This is a genomic window from Embleya hyalina (assembly GCF_003967355.1).
GTDB classification, from domain to species: Bacteria; Actinomycetota; Actinomycetes; order Streptomycetales; family Streptomycetaceae; genus Embleya; species Embleya hyalina.
In genome coordinates, this window is sequence record NZ_BIFH01000013.1 from 664,124 (window position 1) to 683,956 (window position 19,833).

Consider the following 19,833-nt stretch of genomic DNA (forward strand, 5'->3'; position numbering starts at 1 on the left):
CCCCCGCGTGGACGACCGTTGCCGGACATCGCCTGCCACGAAGACGCTCGCAGCGGACCCGCCCGGGGAGCACCACGAGTCGCCGAGTCGCCCCCGCGCTCGGCCCCTCTTCGCTGGAGGACACCGTGAGACGCAGCAAACCCCGGCCGTCGAGGGCGTTCGGCGCCCTGGTGGCCGCGGCCACCACCGCCTCGCTCTGCGTGGCCCTGCCCGCCGCCCACTCCGCCCCCCTCCCTCGTGCCGCCGCCACGTACGAGGCCGAGGCCGCCCAAGTCGCCAAGGGCAAGGTGGAGTCCAACCACGCCGGCCACACCGGCACCGGCTTCGTGAACTTCGACGCGGTCTCCGACGCGTACGTCGAGTTCACCGTCCGGGCCGAGCAACCGGGCGCCACGAAGCTCGACTTCCGCTACGCCAACGGCACTTCCGTCGACCGGCCGTTGGACATCACGGTCAACGGCACGCAGGCCGCCGACGACCTCTCCTTCCCCGGCACCGGCGCCTGGACGACCTGGAAGACGGCCTCCGTCACGACGGCACTGGTCGCCGGTACCAACAGGATCCGCGCCACCACCTCGGGCGTGGACGGCCCCAACCTCGACAGCCTGATCGTCACCCCGCAGGGCCCGGCCGACACCGAGAAGCCCACGGCCCCGAAGAACCTGCGCAAGGACAAGGAGCCGACCACCACCTCCGTGTCCCTCGCCTGGGAGGCGGCCAGTGACAACGTGAAGGTCACCGGGTACGACGTCTACCAGCACGGCCAGCTGATGAAGCAGGTCGACGGCTCCACACTGGCCACGACGGTCACCGGCCTGACGCCCGGGACCGGCTACGACTGGACCGTCTTCGCGCGCGACGCCGTTCCGAACGTCTCGGACGCCAGTAACGCGGTCACCATCGCCACGCTGCCCGCGCCGCCCGACGGCGAGGCGCCGAGTGTGCCGCAGGGGCTGCGCGCCACCGGCGGGACCGCGACGAGCGTCGATCTGGCCTGGACGCCGTCCACCGACAACGTGCAGGTCACGGGGTACGACATCTACCGTGACGGCGCCGCCGCCGGCACCTCGGAAGTCGCGTCCACGACCGTCGCCGGCCTGCGGGCCGCCACGGCGTACCGGTTCAAGGTGCGGGCCTTCGACGCCAAGGGCAACCGGTCGGCGTTCGGCCCGGAGATCGGCGTCACCACCGCCGGGTCCCAGGCGGGCGGCGTCCCCGATCCGGGCACCGTGACGACCCTGGCCAGTGGTGTGGACGTCGCCTGGGGTGTGGCGTTCCTGCCGGACGGCTCCGGAATCTACACCGAGCGGAACACCTTCGACGTCTACCGACTGACCAAGTCCGGCCGGAAGACGAAGCTCGGCAAGGTGCCCGACTCGCAGACCACCGGCGGCGAGGGCGGTCTCATGGGTGTGGAGGTCTCCCCGAACTTCGCCACCGACCACTACGTGTACTTCCTGCACACCTCCTCCGACGGCAACCGCATCGCCCGGATGAAACTGGAGAACAACACGCTCGGCGGCTACAAGGTACTGCTCGACGGCATGGCCAAGAGCCGCTTCCACAACGGCGGACGGCTTCGCTTCGGCCCCGACGGCAAGCTGTACGCCGGCATGGGCGATGCCCAGAACGATTCCCGGGCGCAGGACGAGAACTCCCTCAACGGCAAGATCCTGCGCATCAACCCGGACGGTTCCATCCCGTCGGACAACCCGTTCGGCAACGCCGTCTGGTCCATCGGGCACCGCAACCCGCAGGGCCTGGACTTCGATTCCAAGGGCCGCCTCTGGCAGGCGGAGTTCGGCGACAACATCATGGACGAGGTCAACCTGATCCAGCGGGGCGGCAACTATGGTTGGCCCAACTGCCAAGGCACTGAGGGCAGTTGCGCCGGATACATCGCGCCGAAGAAGACCTGGCCGGTGTCGTCCGCGTCGCCGAGCGGCCTGACCGTCATCAACGACCACGTGTTCGTGGCCACCACCCGGGGCGAGCGCGTCTATCGCATGCGCATCGACGCCGACTCCAACCTGGTCGAGCAGAAGGCGTACTTCGAGGGGACGTACGACCGGCTGCGCACCGTGGAGGTCGACCCCGACGGGGACATCTGGCTCACCACGTCCACGGACAAGGACGGCACGGCGGGCAACGACCGGATCCTGCTGATCGACATCGTCTACTCGGGCTCGGTCGCCCCGGGACCCGCCGAGGCCGAGCCGACCGGCACGGCCTCCGCTGGCAAGCAGGCCCGCACCGGTTCGCCGCACCGGGACACCGCGCCACCACCGCCCGACAACTGACACCTCCCCCCGCCCCGACCGGGATCGCCCACACCGGGCACCCCATGCCCGGTCGCGGGTACGGCAAACCACCTCGGCGCCACCGACGGCCGAGACGGCCGACTCACGCCCCGACGCGCTCGCCGAACGAATTCGGCGAGCGCGTCGGGGCGTCGGGCCGCAAGGCCGCCGGGACCGGGCGCACATCCAACGATCCGTCCACGAGTGCCGTGGGTGAGTCGACGACCCCGCGGGGCAGCCGCCCGTTCGATCCGCGGCGGCGCCGCGTGCGAGATCGATGTCATCTTGTCGATCTTATCGATTGTGAAATCTGACGCATCGTCATATCGTCACGCCGGTCGAGCGGAATGATCGACTCCGGTGCGGGCATCGAGTGTGCTCGAACTCGGGCGCATACGGCACTGGTTGCAAGGAACGACGGATCGTACGGACTTCAGGGGTGAGACACGTGGGCCAGGAACCGCCCGAGCCGGCCGCGCAGGCCGGCCGGATCCGAGCTGCCGGGGTCGAGCGCCGGTTCGGTCGCGGCGCGAGCCGCGTGCACGCGCTCGGCCCCCTCGAACTGGAGGTCGCCGCCGGAGAGTTCTGCTGCATCGTCGGTCCGTCCGGGTGCGGCAAATCCACCTTCCTGCGGATCGTGGCCGGCCTGGTCAAGCCGACCGCCGGCCGGGTCGAGGTGACGGCGGCGACCGCGAACCCCGCCGCGATGGTGTTCCAGAACTACGGCATCAGCCCGTGGAAGACGGTACTGGCGAACGTCCGGTTCGGCCTGGACCTGCGTCGGGTGCCCCGCAAGGAGGCGAACGCTCGAGCGCGCGACTGGCTGGGCCGACTCGGACTGGCGGACTTCGCCGACCGTTACCCCGCGGCCCTGTCCGGCGGTATGCAGCAGCGGGTATCGATCGCGCGGGCCCTCGCGGTCGAGCCGGAAATCCTGCTCATGGACGAGCCGTTCGCGGCCCTGGACGCGCAACTGCGGACGATCCTGCAGGACGAACTCCTGGAGATCTGCCAGGCCGACAAGCGCACCGTCCTGTTCGTCACGCACAGCCTGGAGGAAGCGCTGGTCCTGGGCGACCGCGTCCTGGTGATGTCCGCGCGCCCGGGTCGTCTGATCGCCGAGCGGGTACCGCCGTTCGCCCGCCCCCGCACCGGAGAGGTGCGCAGGTCACCGGAGTTCGCCGCGATGCAGGCCGAACTGTGGGAACTGCTGCGCGGAGAGGTCGAACAGGCGAGCGGCCGGGAGCGGGAGCCGGACCGGAAGCGGCAGTCGAAGCAGGACCGGGAGACGGGCGCGGACCGGCAGACGGACCCGGACCACGAAACGGACCCGGACCGGCGAACGGACCGGGAGCCGAAACAGGGCGGCACGCGCAAGGAGGAGGTCGCACCGTGACGATCACCGTGAAGGACGCCGCGCCGATCCGGGTGCTGGTCCGCGAGCCGGGCGCCGCGGAGCGTGACCCGGGCCGGGCGCGGACCCGACGCCGACTCCTGGAGGTCGGCCTGGCCGTCGCCGTTCCCGTGCTGCTCCTGCTGTGGTGGCAACTCGCGGCGAACCAGGGGTGGATCGACGACCGGCTCTACCCCGCGCCCTCGACCATCGTCGCGGACGGCTGGTCCGACGCCGTCGACGGCAAACTGTGGCCGGACGTGTGGGCCACACTCGCCCGGGTCCTGCCCGGCTACGCGATCGGCGCCCTCGGCGGGTTCGTCGTCGGCCTCCTGATGGGCACCAACGCCCTGATCCGGGCCGCGCTCGAACCCACCCTGGACGCCCTGTACGTGGTGCCCAAGCTCGCGCTGCTCCCGATCTTCATGACCATGTTCGGCCTCGGCGAGGCGCCGCACATCGCGCTCGTCGCGGTGACGGTGTTCTTCTTCGTATGGATCGCCACGATGGCCGCGGTCATCGCCGTGCCCGACGGCTACCGCGAGGCCGGAGCGGTCTTCGGTGCCGGACCCTGGCAGATGTTCCGGCACGTGTTGTTGCCCGCGTCGCTGCCGCAGGTGATGGTGGGCCTGCGGATCTCGGCGGGCGTCGCGGTCCTGGTCATCATCGCCTCCGAAGGAATCGCCTCGCCCGACAACAAGGGCCTGGGCTACGTGATCTTCAATTCGCGGCAACTCTTCGACAACCGCGCGATGTTCGTCGGGATCATCGTGGTCGCCATCGTCGGCGTGCTGTTCTCCGAACTGATCCGCCGCGTGGGCCGACTGTGCACCCCGTGGGCGCCGCGCGACCGCGGCCCCGGGCAGTCCTGACCCGACGTCACCACCTCGGCCGGGCCCCTTCGTGCCCGGCCGGCCCGAACACCACCGGGCGCACCGACCCCGAAAGGCACATCATGGCGAGACGTGGACTCCTCACCACCACCGCACTGTTGGCGTGCACCGCGCTGCTCGCCGCGTGCGGCGGCTCCGCCGACTCCGGTTCGGACCGGTCCAAGACCCCGCAACCCAAGCGTGCGATCGAGGCGGTCGCGGGTTGCGAGAAGGCGTGGACCGACCCGGCCGACCTGGCCCCGACCCGCAAGCCCGCGCGCTGCGCGGCGGGTTCGCCCGCCGCCGAGCCGCTCGCGCAGAAGGCGAAACTCACCGTGACCGCGGGATCGTTGTCGGCCGAATACCTCGGCCCGCTGCGCACCGCGATCGCCAAGGGCGAGTTCGCCAAGGAGGGCCTGGACGTCGAGCTCAAGCAGATGCCGGCCACCGACGCGATCACGCTGCTCGCCAAGGGCCAGGTGGACGTGCTGTACTCGGCGCCCGAGGCCGGCATGATCAACGCGGTCAAGCAGGGCTTCGACATCAAGTGGGTCGCGGGCAACTACTCGGCGGCGCCCGAATCCAGGACCGGAGTCTGGGCCCGGGTCAAGAACGGCAGGACCGGGGACGCGGTCGACCTCAAGAACGCGCGCTTCGGGACGCTCGTGGGCAAGACGTCGGTGATCATGTATCCGATCCAGAGTGTGCTCGCCCGCCACAGGACCAAGCCCACCGAGGTCTCGTTCCAGCAACTGGACGGTGCGGGTGTGCCCGAGGCGTTCAAGAACGGCGGCATCGACGCCGCGTGGCTGCTCGACCCGGTCTGGAAGGACTTCGAGGGCAAGCCCGAGTACACCTTCCTCGGCGGTCAGCCGGTCGGCGAACCGCTCGGCGGAATGCTCTACGGACAAAACCTCCTGGAGAAGAACCGGGACGCGGGCGTCGCGTTCCTGCGCGCGCTGATCCGCACCGTGAACACCTACTTCGCCGGCGACTACAAGCAGGACCCGGCCTTCGTCGAGGAGTTGGCGACGACGCTGGGCAGCAAACCCGAACTGCTGAAGTCCGTGCCCGCGCAGGTGGTCGACTGGGAGATCCGCGGCGGCACGACCGACCGGGTCCAGAGCATGTACATCGAGGGCAAGGTCATCGAGGCCCCGGCCCTGCCGGAGGACAAACTCGTCGACCGCTCCTTCTACGCCGAGGCCGTGGGCCACACCACGCCTTGACCACCCCGGGCGGCCCGCCCCGGGCCGCCCGGGCCCGCTCCGGCCCGGGGGCGGACGGTGTCGGTCGGGCCGGAGTAGCCTGCGGGCATGACCGACGTGATCATCCTGCACGGTGCCTGGCATCAACCGGCTCACTACGATGACCTGGTCGGGTTGCTGCGCTCCCGAAACCTCGGCGTGGAAGTGCCCGACCTCCACGAGCTGTCGTTGGCGGACGGCACCGCCGTGGTCGAGGAGATCGTCACCGCCTCCGAGCGGCCTCCGCTGGTGCTGGGGCATTCCTTCGGGGGTGTGACCGCCGGAACGATCCGCGGCGCGGCAGGGCTGATCTTCCTGGCCGGTTGGCTTCTAGACGTCGGTGAATCCCCCGCACAGCTCCTCGAAGAAGTCGCGAGGGAAACCGGTGCCCCCGCCGAAGGGTTGCTCGCCACCCTCGACGACGACGGGCGGCTTCGACTCGATCCCGCGGACGCCCGCAAGAACCTCTACGGCGACGTCGACGAACCGGCGGTCACCCGCGCGATCGAACTGCTGCGTCCGGAACCGCCCTCGATCTTCGCGGCCACGCCGAGCCACGTGAGCCGGCACGACACACCCTCCATCTATGTTGCCGGCCGCCAAGACCGCGCCATCGCGGCTCCGCTGGTCCGCCGCTTCGCGGCCCGCTGCTCGCTCTCGGAGACATGGGAGACCAGCCACTCGCCACACCTGAGCCGGCCCGCGGACGTCGCCGATCTGATCCACCGACAGCTACGGAACACGAGTCGCTGACCAAGGCGTCCACCCATGCGCCCGGCGCCGTTCACCCGCACCGACCTGCGCGCGCTGCGCGCCGGCCTCGAAGCCCTCGTCGCCACCGCGGGCACCCCCGGCGGCGTGATCGTCTGCGGTACCTCGGCGGGGGAGCGGCACACCATCGCCGCCGGCGTCGTCGCACCCGAGTGCGGCGACGCCCCGCCCACCGAACACACCCTCTACGACGCCGCGTCCCTGACCAAGGTGATCGCCACCTGGCCGCTGATCGGCCGCGCCCTCGACTCCGGACTCCTCGATCTCGACACCCCCGTCGGCGCATACCTCGCCCCGATCACCGGCGACGCCCCCGGTGCCGACGCCACCATCCGTCGACTCCTCACCCACACCGGCGGCCTGCGCGCCGAGACCCGCCTGGACCGCTACCGCGGCGACCCCACCCCACTCGCCGAACTCCTGTGCCGCGAACCCCTCGACGAACCCCCGGGCCGCCACCGCTACCTCAACCGCGGCTTCATCCTCCTCGGCCTGGCCCTCGCGCACACCCACCGGCGCCCCCTGCACGAACTCGCCGCCGAACTGTGGGCCGACGTCCGCATGACCGCCACCACCTACGGACCCGTCACCCGAGGCCCGCACGTCGCCCCCACCGAACAACGCCTCGCGGGCGCACCCCGCATCTGGGGCGGCGTCCACGACGACAACGCCGCCCTCCTCGGCGGCACCGCCGGCCACGCCGGCGCGTTCACCACCGCCGCCGACCTCGCCCGCTACGCGCGACGCCTCCTCGACCCCGAACACCCGCTCCACGCCTGGCTCATCGCCTCCCGCGCACCCCACGCCCCGGTCGAACCCGGCCTCGACCGAGGACTCGCCTGGCTCGTCGCCGGCCAAGTCGCCTACCACCACGGCTGGACCGGTACCAGCCTCTTCCTCGCCCCCACCACCGGCCGCTACATCGCCGTCTGCACCAACGCCGTCTACCACGGCCCCCCGGGCTCGCGCCTGCACCCACTGCGCGCCCTCGCCCGCGAAACCCTCGCCACCACCTGACTCCGACGTCGCCGCGGAACCGCGCTCTGCGCCAAGGGTGTCGGGCGCACCGTCCGGGCGCGCGAACCCCGGCCGACCTCGTCACCCACCCCTTTCCCTCGAACCCACGAGCCGCGGCGACCGCTCTCGGGGCATGATGGTCGACGGGTCGGTCGGGCAAGGGCGTGGAGTCCCGCGGAGCGGACACGCGTCGGGGGGTTACGAAGCGGTTCCGCTCTCCGAGAGGAATGCGAACGTGATTCGTTCCGTCGTTCTGGACATAGGCGAGACACTGCTCTCGGATGCCCGTGAGTGGCGTGCGTGGGCCGACTGGATCGGCGTACCACAGTACGAGTTCTGCATCACGCTCGGCGCGGTGACCGGCGCGGGCCGCCACATCACCGAGGCCTTCGAATACTTCAGGCCCGGCTTCGACCTGACGATGGAGCAGCGGCGGCGCGAAGAGGCGGGTCGCGGCGAACGCTACGACGACGGGGACCTCTACCCGGACGTTCGCCCCGCGCTCTCGGCGCTGCGGGACATGGGGTTGTGGGTCGGAGTGGTGGGCAATCAGACGGCCGTCGCGGGTCGCATCCTGCGCTCGCTCGGCCTGCCGGTCGACTACCTGTCGACCTCGGGGGAGTGGGGGGTCGGCAAACCCGACCCGGCCTTCTTCGACCGCGTCGGTCGTGAGGCCGAGGGCGAACCCGAACAGATCGTCTACGTCGGCGACCACCCCGACAAGGACGTGCTCCCGGCCAAGCGGGCGGGGCTGCGGGCGGCGCACATTCGGCGCGGCCCGTGGGGTCGGCTGTGGGCCGACGCGCCGCGCGTGATCGAACACGCGGACTGGCGTATCGACCGACTCACGGAACTGCCGGAACTGCTGCGGGCGAGTGGGCCGCGGTGACGGCCGGGGGAGTGTCGGGGGTGTACGAACCCGCCGAGCGGCGCCTCGCGTCGTGGACCACGTTGCGGCTGGGCGGCGCGGCGGAGCGGCTCGTGGTCTTCACCGACGAGGAGGCCCTGTGCGCGGAGGCCGCGGCGGCCGACGCACGGTCGGAGCCGTTCACGGTGCTCGGCTCGGGGAGCAATGTCGTCGTCGCCGACGCGGGGTTGACGGGAACCGTGGCCGTGGTGGGTACGCGCGGGATCAGGCCGGGCCGGCGGGACGGCGGGACGGTCGAGGTCACGGTCGCGGCCGGGGAACCGCTGGCCGAACTCGTGACCTGGTCCGTGTCCGAGGGGCTGGCCGGTCTGGAGAGCCTGGCGGGTATCCCCGGCACCGTGGGCGCGACGCCGGTGCAGAACGTGGGCGCCTACGGGCAGGAGGTGAGCGACACCTTGTGCGAGGTACGGGCCTACGACCGACGGTGCCGCCGCATGGTCGTCCTCCCCGCGGCCCGGTGCGGTCTGGGCCACCGCACGTCGCGTTTTCGCCGCACCGACCGTTGGCTGCTGTCGGCGGTGACCTTCCGGCTGGAATCCGGTGCGCTCTCCGCGCCCGTTCGGCACCCCGAGGTGGCACGACTGCTCGGCACCGAGGTCTCGAGTCGCGTTCCGATAGCGGAGGTTCCGGCGGCCGTGACGGCGATCCGGCGGACGAAGGGGATGGTGTTGAGCCGGGACGACCCCGATACCCGCAGTGTCGGTTCGTTCTTCGCCAATCCGATCGTCAGCGCGGCCGGCGCCGAGGAGGCCGGGCGCAGGGTGGGGGCGGTACCGCCGCAATGGCCCGACCGGGACGGGGTGAAGCTGAGCGCGGCCTGGCTCATCGAGCGGGCGGGCTGGCGCCGCGGGGACGGCCTGGGGGACATACGCATCTCCACCAAGCACGCCCTCGCCCTGACCAACCGCGGCGGCGGTACCACCCGGCAACTGTTGGAACTGGCCGGACGCATCCGCGCGGGGGTGGCGCGGACGTCCGGTGTACGACTCGAACCGGAGCCGACGTTGCTCGGCTGCACGCTGTGACACCACCGTGCCCCGCCCGGCGCATGTGCTCCACGCGGCCCACTCCCGGGTGGGATGGGCTTCGCATGGCCTACCCCCGGCGGGATGTGCCCCACGTGTGCAGCGCCTCGACCGCCCGTCGGCACGTGTCCGTCAGGTCCCCGCGGACGCGCAACTCGGCGGGCACGCCCACGACCACGCCCGCCCCCTCCGCCGTACGCAGCTCGCCCGCGTCGGGCACGACGACCCGGAAGATGACGCACCGGGTCGGCTCCGAGCCGGGCATCCGCTGTTCGTGGGCGAGCAACGGGTGCAGCGCGGTGCTCGTCAGCCGCAGGCCGAGTTCCTCGGTCGCCTCGCGCAGGGCGGCGTCCGCCGCGCCTTCGGCGCCCTCGGCGAGGCCGCCGAAGGCGGTGAGCAGGCCGGGGTTCTCGATACCCGGCTTGTGATCGCGTTGTTGCAGGGCCGCGCGACCGCGACCGTCCACGGGGATGATCCCGGCGTAGAGCCGCATCCGCCCGCCCTCCTTCGGCTCAGGCCCGCCCCGGTTCGTCGGGCACGAGGGCCACGTCGGCGCCCAGTGCGGCGAGCTTTCCGGGGAGGTCCGCGTAGCCGCGCGCCAGTTGGTGTGCGCCGCCGACGTGGGACTCACCGTCGGCCGCGAGCGCCGCCGTCAGGAGCGCGGCCACGCATCTGATGTCGTCGCCGGTGATGATCGCGCCGCGCAGCGCGGTGGTGCCGGTGACATGGAGTGTGCCGTCGGAGTCGGTGATCCGTGCGCCGAGTGTCGTCAACCCCGGTACATGGCTGGACCGTTGGCGGTGCACACGTTCGGTCACGGTGGCCCGTCCGGGCAGCGTCGCGAGCAGCGCGGTGGCCTGTGGCTGCAGATCCGTCGGGAACCCGGGGTGGGGTCCGGTGACCAGGCTGTGCGGTACCAGATCCCGTACGACTTCGAGCCGGATGCCCTGCTCGGTCTCCGCGACCTCGGTGCCCAGCCGCGCGAGCCAGGCGAGGAAGGCGGGAGTGAGGTCGGCGAGCCCGATGCCGTCGAGGGACACCGTGCCTCCGGTCGCCGCGGCGGCGATGAGCAGGGTGCCCGCTTCCATGCGGTCGGGCGGTATGCGGTAGGTGGTGTCGGTGAGCCGGGCGGCGCCTGCCACGACCAGGTTTCCCTCCCGCTCCGCCACCGCACCGCCGGCTCGCCGAAGGAATCGGACGGTGTGTTCGACCTCCGGTTCGGCGCTCGGGTTCGTCAGTGTCGACGTACCATCGGCTCGACTCGCCAGGAGCAGCGCGGTGATCGTGGCGCCGAGGCTCGGACCGTAGCGCGTGCCGAGGTCCATGGTGAAGGCGCGCGGGCGCGAGCCGTCGAGGTCGGCCCGGATCAGCCCGTCCTGTTCCACGAGTCGGGCGCCGGCCCGCCGCATCGCCTCGATGTGCAGGTCGACGGGGCGATCGCAGAAGCCGTCGCCGCCCGGCAGCGGAAACGAGACGTGGCCCGTGCGGGCGAGTACGGCGGCCGCGAACGACGGGGTGTGTCGGATCCGGCGTCCCAGGGCGACATCCATGTCGCTGTCGGCCAGTTCGTGGGCCGCGATGCGCAATCCCCCGGGCGTCGTGGACGTGGTGGCACCGAGATGGGCGCCGATGCGCGAGCCGATCGCGACATCGGTGACGTCCGGCAGGTTGTCGAGTACGACCTGCCCGTCGACCAGCAGCGCGGCGGCGCTGAGCAGCATCCCCGCGTTCTTGGATCCCTGCACCGTGCACTGGCCTTTGAGGGGGCTTCCACCGGAAACGCGAACGTACCTCACGTGATCCTTCGTCCTCACTGGGCGACTGTGAATCGGTGGGGCGCGGGCTTCGGTTCGTCCCGGGCGTGTGCTGCTCGGCGGCGCGGCCGGTCGGTCGCTACCCGCTCGCGGATCGGGTGGCCGACGCCGCGGGGCCGGAGCAACGCCTCCAGGTGAGGTATGCAGAAGTCGTCGGGCACAGCGAACTCCTTCTCGTTCTCGATGGGCGGGCCGCGCGGCCGCGTGACCGCGCGGCTGTCGGGACGAACCGGCTCGACCTCGCTCGGGTCGCGCCCGGGTCCCGCTCGGGCCTTGTTCAGACCTTCTCGATCAGCAGCGGGCCGAGCATCAGGTACCGCAGGCCGGAGGCCTCGAACACGTCGAGCGCGTCGCGGGGGGACTCGACGATCGGGTAACCGTGCAGGTTGAACGAGGTATTGAGCACCGCGCCGATACCCGTGAGTCGGTGGAACTCCGAAATGAGCCGGTGATAGTCGGGATTCGCCTCGCGTGTCAGGATCTGCGGACGGCACGTCCAGTCGTGCGGATGCGCCGCCGCCTGGATCCTGCCGCGCACGTCCGCGTGCGTGTCGAACGAGACCGTCATGTACTCGGCACCGGTCTCGGTCGGCATCTCCAGATACGTCGCGGCGTGCTCGGCGAGTACGGATGGGGCGAACGGCATCCAGAAGTCCCGTTGTTTGATCATTCGGTTGATCAACGCACGAACCTCGGAATTGCCCGGGTGGGCGAGGATCGAGCGATTGCCGAGCGAGCGGGCGCCGAACTCCATCCGGCCGGCGAACCGGGCCACGACGTTGTGGTCGGCGAGCAGGCGAGCGGCGACCCGCGCCGGCTCGTCGGGTCGCGAGACCCGTATGCCGTCCCGCTCGGCGAACGCCCGGGCCTCCCGCTCGATCTCCGCGTCGGGGTAGTCGGTTCCGACGTACAGGTCGCGCAGCGGCCGACCGTCGGCGGCCTCGTCGGCGCAGACGCTCCACGCCGCTCCGAGGGAGTTGCTTTCGTCACCGGCCGAGGGGCAGAAGAACGTCGAACGGACCGAGGGCAGGTCGTTGATCCGCTGGTTGAGCTTGACGTTCATGAACAGCCCGCCCGCGAGCGCGAGATCGGCGATGCCGGTCGCGGCCACGACGCGTTCCACCCAAAGGCAGATCGTGTTCTCCACGAACATCTGCAGGCCGGCCATGACGGCGTCGAACCGACGAAAGCGCAGGGCCGCCTCGATGTCGGGTGCGATGAGGGAAGTGGGCGGTACGCCGGGACGGCGGGCCCACAGGAGCGGCTGGTCCTCGGGGAATTCGAAGAGACTCTCGAAGTACGCGCATACCTCCTCGGCGGCCTTCGAGCCGGCGGCGTACGGCGCCATTCCCATGAGTTTGTACTCGTGCTCCAGCGGAGTGAAGCCGAGGAGATAGGTGACGTAGCTGTACAGCGCGGCGATGGAGTCCGCGCGCGGCAGTGCCGCCAGTCGCTTGATCGAGCCACCGCGGCCGATGGAGACCGTCGCGCAGAGGCCGTCGCCGTGTCCGTCGTTGGTCAGGACGAGGATGTCACGATCCGTCGTTCCCCGGGCGAAGTAGGCGGTGGCCGCGTGGCAGGTGTGGTGGTCGACGAAGGTGATGTTCTCCGCCGGGTACCCCGCGTCGGTGAGGAACGCGGCCCGGGTGCGTTGTTGTCCGGCCGCCTCCTCGCCGCCTTCCTCGCCCGAGACCTGACGTCGGGGGTCCCCGAAGACGGTCCGATAGACGGACAGGACGTCGGCGGATGTACGCAGGTTCGTGTTGCGGAGCCTGATGGTGCTGACCGCGACTCGGTCGACGTCCCGCAGTTGCGTCGCGGCCTCGCGCAGGACACGGTCCACCGCGCGCCGGGGAGTTCCGCCCTGGTTCTTCACCCTGCTGAGGCGTTCTTCCTGGATCGCCGTGATCAATCGACCGTTGTCCATGAGGCAGGCGGATGCCGAATGACCGTCATGAATACCGAGAACCTTCACGTACCACTCCGTCCGATGCCGTTGCTTCAAGCCCGTGCCACATCGGCTCGAACCTCACGTCGGTTCGACCGTCGTGTGCGAGGAGCATGGAAATCACGTTATGCGCGGGTCGGTTGGGTCTCCTGGCCGTCGCTCGTGCGGAGCTTCCCGGTATGCCGGAGCAGTATCCGCACGCCGATCGGGAACAGCGTCCACTGCACGGCGAACGCCACGGTGTACGTGGTCCGATCGGTGAATCCGAGTGCTTCCGCGACGTTCAACGCGGCACCGACGAGCGCTACCGCGGCCAGCGTGCCCGCGTGCCCTCCGGTGTTGGCCATCGCCGCGGCCGTGGCGGCCCGGTCCCCGGGGTTCGAGGTACGGGCGACGTCCGCACCGAGCATCGACGAGGGCCCGCACATGCCCAGCGCCGTGACGAGGAGGATCAGCAGCGGCAGCGGCGCGGGCCCCGGCCAGACGAGGACGCAGGCCCACAGCGCCGCGACGATCGCGGATGTCGTGACGTTGACCCGAACCCGGGAGCCGGGCCGGGTGGCGGCGATCTGCCCGAAGACCGGGCCGATGGTCATGTTCACGACCACCAGGAGCATGAGCAGGCGGCCGGCGGCGGCCGCCGACAGTCCCTGGCCCCGGGTGAGGAACGGGAACCCCCACAGCAGCGAGAACGCCATGAACGAGAAGGCGCCGGTGAAGCACATCCAAAAGCCCAGTCGGGTGCCGCGAACCCGCCGGACCGCCGAGATGTCGGCGCGCATCTCGCGCAGCCATGTCGGCGTCCGCCGGGCCGAGGCCGGGGGTTCGTCCCGCGGGGGCTCCGTCCGATCCCGCGAAGCCGACGGTGGGGCAGGTCGGTTCGGTGTTCGCGCCGCGACATGCGGCCGGTCGCGGACCACGCCGACGACCACGCCGGCCATCGCCGTGGTGAGGAGCGCGGCGCCGAGGAACGCCGGTGTCCAACCCAGCCGTTCCAGCGTCATCCGGAGCGGGACCGTGCTGATGAGATTGCCCGCCATGCCGAGGACCGAGGTCAACTGCACCAGCAGGGCGATACGCCGTTCCGGGCACCAGGACGTGGTGAGCCGCAGGACGCCGACGAACGTCGCGGCGTCCCCGAGGCCGAGAAGGGTTCGGGCCGCCAGCCCGAGTGGGAAACTGTGGGTCGACGCGAAGGCGGCCTGTCCGACGGCCATCACCAGCAAGGCGACGGTCAGCGTTTTGCGGGGCCCGAATCGATCGACGAGTACGCCGGCCGGCAACTGCAGCGCGGCCGCCGCGACGAGTTGTTGCACGGTGAACATCGACAGTTCCGCCGGACCGATCCGGAACCGGCGCCCGGCCAGTCCCGAGGCGACGCCGAGGCTGGTGCGGTGGAAGATCGCCACGAGGTACACCGACGAACCCAGTGCCCACATCAGCAGGCCGCGGCGGAGGGTGCGGTCGTGCGGTGATCGGGGCCCGTTCGCCATGGATGTTCCCTGCCACCGGGGGTTTCCCCTGCATGGCGGCTTGACGATGGTGTCCCCTTGCCGGTGATGGATGGAGGGCGGCGATGCGGCTCGGCATGCCTAACCCGAGGGTCGGTGTGGCGTCGGTAAGGAATCGATCGATCGATCCGGGCGCCGGGCGCCGCTCACGTCGCGCCGATCCGCTTCGACACATCTGACGAGCATTCACTACTCCGGTAACTACGCAGAGTACACGTGTAGTTCGGTTTGCGTCAGTACTCTTGCAGGCTTCCATGCCCCCGGCGTCGAGGGACAGGCGTTTTCCGGCCGCAAAATCTCGAGCCCGATCGGCGGGATCGGGGGTGGTCGGCCCTTGACGCACGACACGACACCTTGCAGTCTGTTGCGCGAAAATTGCCGCGAGGAACCGGTGCCACGTGACGGACGACGCCAACCGGAGAGCGTGTCATGTTTCGCCACACGGACTTCCATGAACTGCAAGTGGGATCGATGTGGAGAGAGATCCTGGGAACCGAGGATTTCCACCTCCACGACGACTTCTTCGAGGTCGGTGGTGACGAGACCGCCACCACTGCGCTGCTTTCGGCGATCCGGCGCGTATTCGCGTTGGATCCGTCGGTCGAACAACTCACCGCCGCACCGACGATCGCCCGGCAGGCGGCCCGGATCCGAGCCGCCGTGAGATCACGCGGCCCCGGGCCCACCGCATACCGGATGTACGGGCGAGTGCAGGGCGAACATCCGCTCGTCTGCACGAGCACCAGAGACGGCGACGTGATCTCGTTCCAACAGATTCGGGACGTGGACGTCGGCCGCCCGGTCGTGGGACTGAGGTCGGCGGGAATCGACCTGGAGGACGTGCCGCTCACCACGATCGAGGACATGGCCCGACGCCACATCGCGGACCTGGACCTGATCGGCGTGCCCGAACCGTTCGCTCTCTGCGGCTTCTCACACGGAGCCCTGGTCGCGTTCGAGATGGCCGGACAACTGGAGCGCGCCGGAAGGAGCGTCGCGTACGTCGGTCTGTTCGAGCCGTTCCCCGCCGACGGCACGGAACAGGTCGCAGACATACCGGAGTTGATGAACGAGCGCCTGGAGGAGCTGTGCGCGATGTACGAAGTCGAATACGTGCCCGACCGGCTCGACGACTGCCTTGAGAGGCTCAAGGAATCAACGGGCGTACCGGCCGGAGTTTCCCCCGAGCTCTTCAGGCGAAGGCTGGAGGTCTTCGCGCTCAACGTCAAGGCGTTGAGCCACTACCGCGTGGAGGCACGTCTGACGAGCCGCACGTTTCTCTACACGAGTCGAAACAGCGAAGGCCTCGACGACGTGACCCGGTTGGACGAGGCGGTATCGACCAGGAATCCGTACGAGGCGTTCTGGGCCCGTCATCTTCCGCCGCAGACGGTCATCCGCAGACAGGCGTGCGAACATCGCCTCCTCTTCGGCACCCCGACGACCAGGACCTTCCTCGGAGAAGACGTCGCGTGGGCGCTCGACGACCACGAAGACCGTCACCGCCGAGCAGCGCGAGGAAGCCCTTCCGGACCGTCCGGACCGTTTGCAACCATATAGGAAACGGTTCGGAGCGACGGGCTTCCTGTCCTGATCCCGTTCGCCGCGGGCTTGGTTCGGGTGCCGACCGGATGCCCGTCGGATCCTTGTGACCGGCGCGTCCCGGGCCCTCACCGCGACGGCGCCGAGGGACCGGGACGCGCCCGTCAACGTCCGGTGAACCGCGGTTGCCTCTTGTCCAGGAACGCGTCCACCGCTTCCCGGTGGTCCGCGGACTTGCCGGCCCGGAGTTGGAGGGCGCTCTCCTTGCCCAGCGCCCTCGCGATCGGCAGCGTGGCCGAGCACACCAGCGCCTCCTTGATCGCGGCGAACGCCACGGTCGGCCCCGCCGCCAGGCGTCGTGCGAGCTCACTCGCCGCCGTCGCGACATCCTCGGCCGGCACCACCCGGTTGGCGATTCCCAGCTCCAACGCGCGCGCCGCCGAGATCGTTTCGGACAGCATCAACAACTCGGTCGCCCGAGCGTGCCCCACCAGCCTCGGCAGGGTCCACGACGCTCCCGAGTCGGCGCCGAGCCCGATGCCCGCGAATGCCAGGTTCACCGTCGCGGTCTCGGCGAGGACCCGGAAGTCGCAGGCGAACGCGAGCGCCGCGCCGGCGCCCGCCGCCACACCGTTGACGGCCGCGATCACCGGCTTCCGCATGGTCGTCAAGGCCATGATCAGCGGGTTGTAGTGCTCGGCCACGGTGCCGAGGGCCGCCTGCGGGCTGCGGGCCAGCTGTTCGCGGTGTTGCCGGAGGTCCTGGCCCACACAAAAGGCACGTCCGGCGCCGGTGAGCACCACCGCCCGCACGTCCGCATCGCCGGCGGCCCGGGTCAGGGCCTGGCGCAGTGCCACCTTCGTCGCGTGGTCCAAGGCGTTCAGGGCGGCTGGTCGAGCGATGGTCACCGTGGCTATGGCGTCGACGCACTCGTATCGGACGAACTCGGTCATGGCCGTACTCCTGGGTCGCGATGGCGCTTGGCGAGCCAACTCGGTCGGGTCGAAAAAGGGCGCGGCGCCGCCGCGCGGTGGACGCTCAGGTCGCCTGGATCCGCAGCCCGCCCTCCTCCTGGGCGTCGTCGCGCAACCGGGTGCGGATGGTCATGCGGGTCCGGTCCGCGCGGAACAGGTCGTGGGACAACTCGAAGACGCGACCCTGGTGATCCGCCGCCACCCGGACGACGGAGATCAGTGGCGCGCCGGGTTCGACCTCCAGCAACCGGGCCTCGTCCGCGGTGGCGGCGACGACCTCGATTTCCTCGGTGACCTCGGCGGGGGTGGTGCCGTAGTGCTCGGCGATGAGCTCGTACACGGACCCACCGAGGGGGCATTCCAGGAGGCCGGGGAAGTGTTCGGCGACGAGTTGCGCGTGCTCGAGGCTGATCGGCCGGCCATCGGCGAGTCGAAGCCGCACCAGGTCGAACACGAGGTCGCCGGACGACAGGCGGAGCCGACGGGCGGTGTCCTTGTCCGCGGCGCGCAGCGCGGTGGACAGCACGTTGGTGCCGGCTTCGAACCCCTGCCGGCGCAGGTAGGCCGGCACGCCGACGGCCGCGGAAAGGTCGCGCTCGGCCTTGCCGTGGCTGACGAACGTGCCGCCGCCGCGTCCGGGTACCCGGCGCACGACGCCGCTTTGCTGAAGGGCGTCGAGTGCCTGCCGCAGGGTGGATCGGCTGACGTCGTACTGCTGGGCGAGGTCGCGTTCGCCACCGAGCTTGTCTCCGGGCCGGAGCAGGCCGCTGCGGATCTGCTCGAGGATGCGGCGGCGGACGTCCTCGGCGGTGCCGGACGTCGTGGCTGGGGCTTCGTCATGTTCCATGGACACAAGTATGGTTTACACCATTTCTGGATTCGGTTGCCTCCGGTACCCCTGACGGCCGTACGGTCGTCGGCGGAACCGGAGGCGGAGCGTCAGGCCGCTCGTTCCGTGGATTCCTCGAGCACCACGCGGCCGATCAGCGCGAACCGATGGGGCGCCCGGACCTTCGTGTACAGCGCGAGGACGACACCGAACACGGCGACGCCGAGCACCAGGTAGGGGATCATCCGAAAGATCGTGGTCTGCGACGCGGCGCCGCCCGCCGTGTCGAGGTTCTGGAAGAGCAGGATCACCACGTAGACCATCGCTAGGCCGCCCACCAACGGCGCCGCGAACGTGCGCAGCGGGTGGGCGGTTTCGGGGTGCTTGCGCCGTACGTGGAAGTAGCCGATGACGGCCGCGGAACTGAGGATCTGGACGATGAGGATGGCCATCGTGCCCAGGACGGACAGGACGACGAACAGGTCGAGGTAGGGGTCCTTGCCGGCCAGCGCGAAGCCCAGGACCAACGCCGTGGCGATCCCGCACTGGACGTTGCTGGCGACGTGGGGCGAGCCGTGTTTCGGGTGTGTGGCGCCGAGGGTGCGTCGGGTGCCGGGTACGACGTCTTCTCGGCCGATGGCGTAGAGGTATCTGGACGCACAGTTGTGGAACGCCATGCCGCAGGCGAACGAGCCGGTGACGAGCAGGATTTGGAAGAGGGTGACGGCCCAGCCGCCGAGCAGGACGCGGGTCGGTCCGAAGAGCAGTTCGGCGGGGGAGTCGCCGCCGGCCACGCGCACCGATCGGTCGAGTCCGTTGGCGGCCACGACCATCCAGGAGACGAAGACGTAGAAGACGCCGACGCCGACGACCACCAGCATGGTGGCGATGGGGACGATGCGCTTGGGGTCACGGGACTCCTCGCCGTACATCGCGGTCGATTCGAAGCCGACCCACGACCAGAAGGCCATGAACAGGCCGAGGCCGACGCTTGCGCCGGCGACTCCAGAAGCGGCGTCGAAGGCGTTCAGGGGGTTGACCACCTGCGGCACGAAGCCGTCCGGGCCGCCTCCGTCCACGAGTATCGCCACGGCGAGCGCGGTGAGGATGAGCACCTCGGAGACCAGGGCGAGGCCGAGGACCTTGCTGGTCAGGTTGATGTCGAAGTGCGACAGTACGGCGTTGAGCGCGAGCATGAGCAACGCGTAGCAGAGCCAGGGCAGGGAAACGCCGAACAGGTCCGCCATGGTCAGCTTCGCGAAGTAGGCGAACAGGCCGGTCAGCGACGCCTCGAAGACGATGTAGGCGACCGTGGCGAGCAGTCCGGCGCACATGCCCGCCACCTGGCCCAGCCCGTGTGAGACGAAGCCGTAGAACGCGCCCGCCGCGGTGATGTGTCGTGCCATGGCCATGTAGCCCACGGCGAAGACGGTGAGCACGATGGTGGCCACGAGGTAGCCGGCGGGAGCGCCGGTGCCGTTGCCGAAACCCACGGCCACCGGCACGTTGCCGACCATCGCGCTGATGGGTGCCGCGGTGGCCACGGCCATGAACACCACGGCCACGAGACCGACCGCGTTGGGCCGCAGCCGCTGCACGTGCTCTCGCGGATCGGGCTCGGGCGGGTGGGGCGTCGTTCTCGAACCAATATCGGTCATGGCA

The 19,833-nt window shown here is 70.3% G+C and carries 15 protein-coding genes and 1 pseudogene; 9 read left to right on the forward strand and 7 right to left on the reverse strand.

Translation table 11 applies throughout. The features are described 5' to 3' along the window. The first annotated feature begins 287 nt into the window (after window positions 1–287). The 8 genes and pseudogenes from EMA17_RS02885 to EMA17_RS02920 all read left to right on the forward strand — a co-directional run bounded on the left by EMA17_RS02885 (window position 288) and on the right by EMA17_RS02920 (window position 9,553). Entirely contained in the window at window positions 288–2,300 is a 2,013-nt protein-coding gene (locus EMA17_RS02885) for a PQQ-dependent sugar dehydrogenase (protein WP_371862957.1), read from the forward strand. Window positions 2,301–2,790: 490 nt separating this feature from the next. Continuing rightward, a pseudogene (locus EMA17_RS02890) lies at window positions 2,791–3,534 on the forward strand (ABC transporter ATP-binding protein); the annotation flags it as partial. Between the two features lie 158 nt (window positions 3,535–3,692). Further along, a complete protein-coding gene (locus EMA17_RS02895; RefSeq protein ID WP_174861290.1) occupies window positions 3,693–4,565 on the forward strand; it encodes an ABC transporter permease in 873 nt (290 codons plus the stop codon). A gap of 83 nt (window positions 4,566–4,648) precedes the next feature. Continuing rightward, a complete protein-coding gene (locus tag EMA17_RS02900; protein WP_126635243.1) occupies window positions 4,649–5,794 on the forward strand; it encodes an ABC transporter substrate-binding protein in 1,146 nt (381 codons plus the stop codon). An 87-nt stretch (window positions 5,795–5,881) separates the two neighbouring features. Then, window positions 5,882–6,565 (forward strand): alpha/beta hydrolase, encoded by a 684-nt coding sequence (locus tag EMA17_RS02905; RefSeq protein WP_126635244.1) that lies wholly within the window; start codon window positions 5,882–5,884, stop codon window positions 6,563–6,565. Window positions 6,566–6,580: 15 nt separating this feature from the next. Beyond that, on the forward strand, window positions 6,581–7,600 hold the full coding sequence (locus EMA17_RS02910; RefSeq protein ID WP_126635245.1) for a serine hydrolase domain-containing protein: 1,020 nt from the start codon (window positions 6,581–6,583) through the stop codon (window positions 7,598–7,600). Window positions 7,601–7,835: 235 nt separating this feature from the next. After that, window positions 7,836–8,489, forward strand: coding sequence for an HAD family hydrolase (locus EMA17_RS02915; protein ID WP_126635246.1), 654 nt, complete (start codon window positions 7,836–7,838; stop codon window positions 8,487–8,489). A gap of 20 nt (window positions 8,490–8,509) precedes the next feature. After that, the gene (locus EMA17_RS02920) at window positions 8,510–9,553 is read left to right on the forward strand and encodes a UDP-N-acetylmuramate dehydrogenase (protein WP_126635247.1); all 1,044 of its coding nucleotides are present in this window, start codon (window positions 8,510–8,512) and stop codon (window positions 9,551–9,553) included. Between the two features lie 70 nt (window positions 9,554–9,623). Here EMA17_RS02920 and EMA17_RS02925 read toward each other — a convergent pair whose 3' ends face one another. The 4 genes from EMA17_RS02925 to EMA17_RS02940 form a co-directional block, all read right to left on the reverse strand. After that, window positions 9,624–10,046: an NUDIX domain-containing protein gene (locus tag EMA17_RS02925; RefSeq protein WP_126635248.1), complete on the reverse strand. Its 423-nt coding sequence runs from the start codon at window positions 10,044–10,046 to the stop codon at window positions 9,624–9,626. A gap of 19 nt (window positions 10,047–10,065) precedes the next feature. Next, window positions 10,066–11,367 carry a UDP-N-acetylglucosamine 1-carboxyvinyltransferase gene (locus EMA17_RS02930; protein WP_307721519.1) on the reverse strand — a complete coding sequence of 434 codons (1,302 nt, stop codon included), beginning with the start codon at window positions 11,365–11,367 and terminating at the stop codon, window positions 10,066–10,068. A gap of 277 nt (window positions 11,368–11,644) precedes the next feature. Further along, a complete protein-coding gene (locus EMA17_RS02935) occupies window positions 11,645–13,342 on the reverse strand; it encodes a carbamoyltransferase C-terminal domain-containing protein (protein WP_160161291.1) in 1,698 nt (565 codons plus the stop codon). Between the two features lie 98 nt (window positions 13,343–13,440). Then, on the reverse strand, window positions 13,441–14,808 hold the full coding sequence (locus EMA17_RS02940) for an MFS transporter (RefSeq protein ID WP_126635251.1): 1,368 nt from the start codon (window positions 14,806–14,808) through the stop codon (window positions 13,441–13,443). 447 nt (window positions 14,809–15,255) lie between these two features. Between EMA17_RS02940 and EMA17_RS02945 the strand changes: the two genes are divergently transcribed. Further along, entirely contained in the window at window positions 15,256–16,386 is a 1,131-nt protein-coding gene (locus tag EMA17_RS02945; RefSeq protein ID WP_126635252.1) for a thioesterase domain-containing protein, read from the forward strand. Window positions 16,387–16,532: 146 nt separating this feature from the next. On the opposite strand, the gene EMA17_RS02950 is transcribed toward EMA17_RS02945, so the two are convergent. The 3 genes from EMA17_RS02950 to EMA17_RS02960 all read right to left on the reverse strand — a co-directional run bounded on the left by EMA17_RS02950 (window position 16,533) and on the right by EMA17_RS02960 (window position 19,829). Next, window positions 16,533–17,321: an enoyl-CoA hydratase/isomerase family protein gene (locus EMA17_RS02950; protein ID WP_126635253.1), complete on the reverse strand. Its 789-nt coding sequence runs from the start codon at window positions 17,319–17,321 to the stop codon at window positions 16,533–16,535. Window positions 17,322–17,406: 85 nt separating this feature from the next. Next, the gene (locus EMA17_RS02955; RefSeq protein WP_126635254.1) at window positions 17,407–18,189 is read right to left on the reverse strand and encodes a GntR family transcriptional regulator; all 783 of its coding nucleotides are present in this window, start codon (window positions 18,187–18,189) and stop codon (window positions 17,407–17,409) included. A gap of 92 nt (window positions 18,190–18,281) precedes the next feature. Beyond that, the gene (locus tag EMA17_RS02960; protein WP_170222088.1) at window positions 18,282–19,829 is read right to left on the reverse strand and encodes an APC family permease; all 1,548 of its coding nucleotides are present in this window, start codon (window positions 19,827–19,829) and stop codon (window positions 18,282–18,284) included. Window positions 19,830–19,833 lie beyond the last annotated feature (4 nt).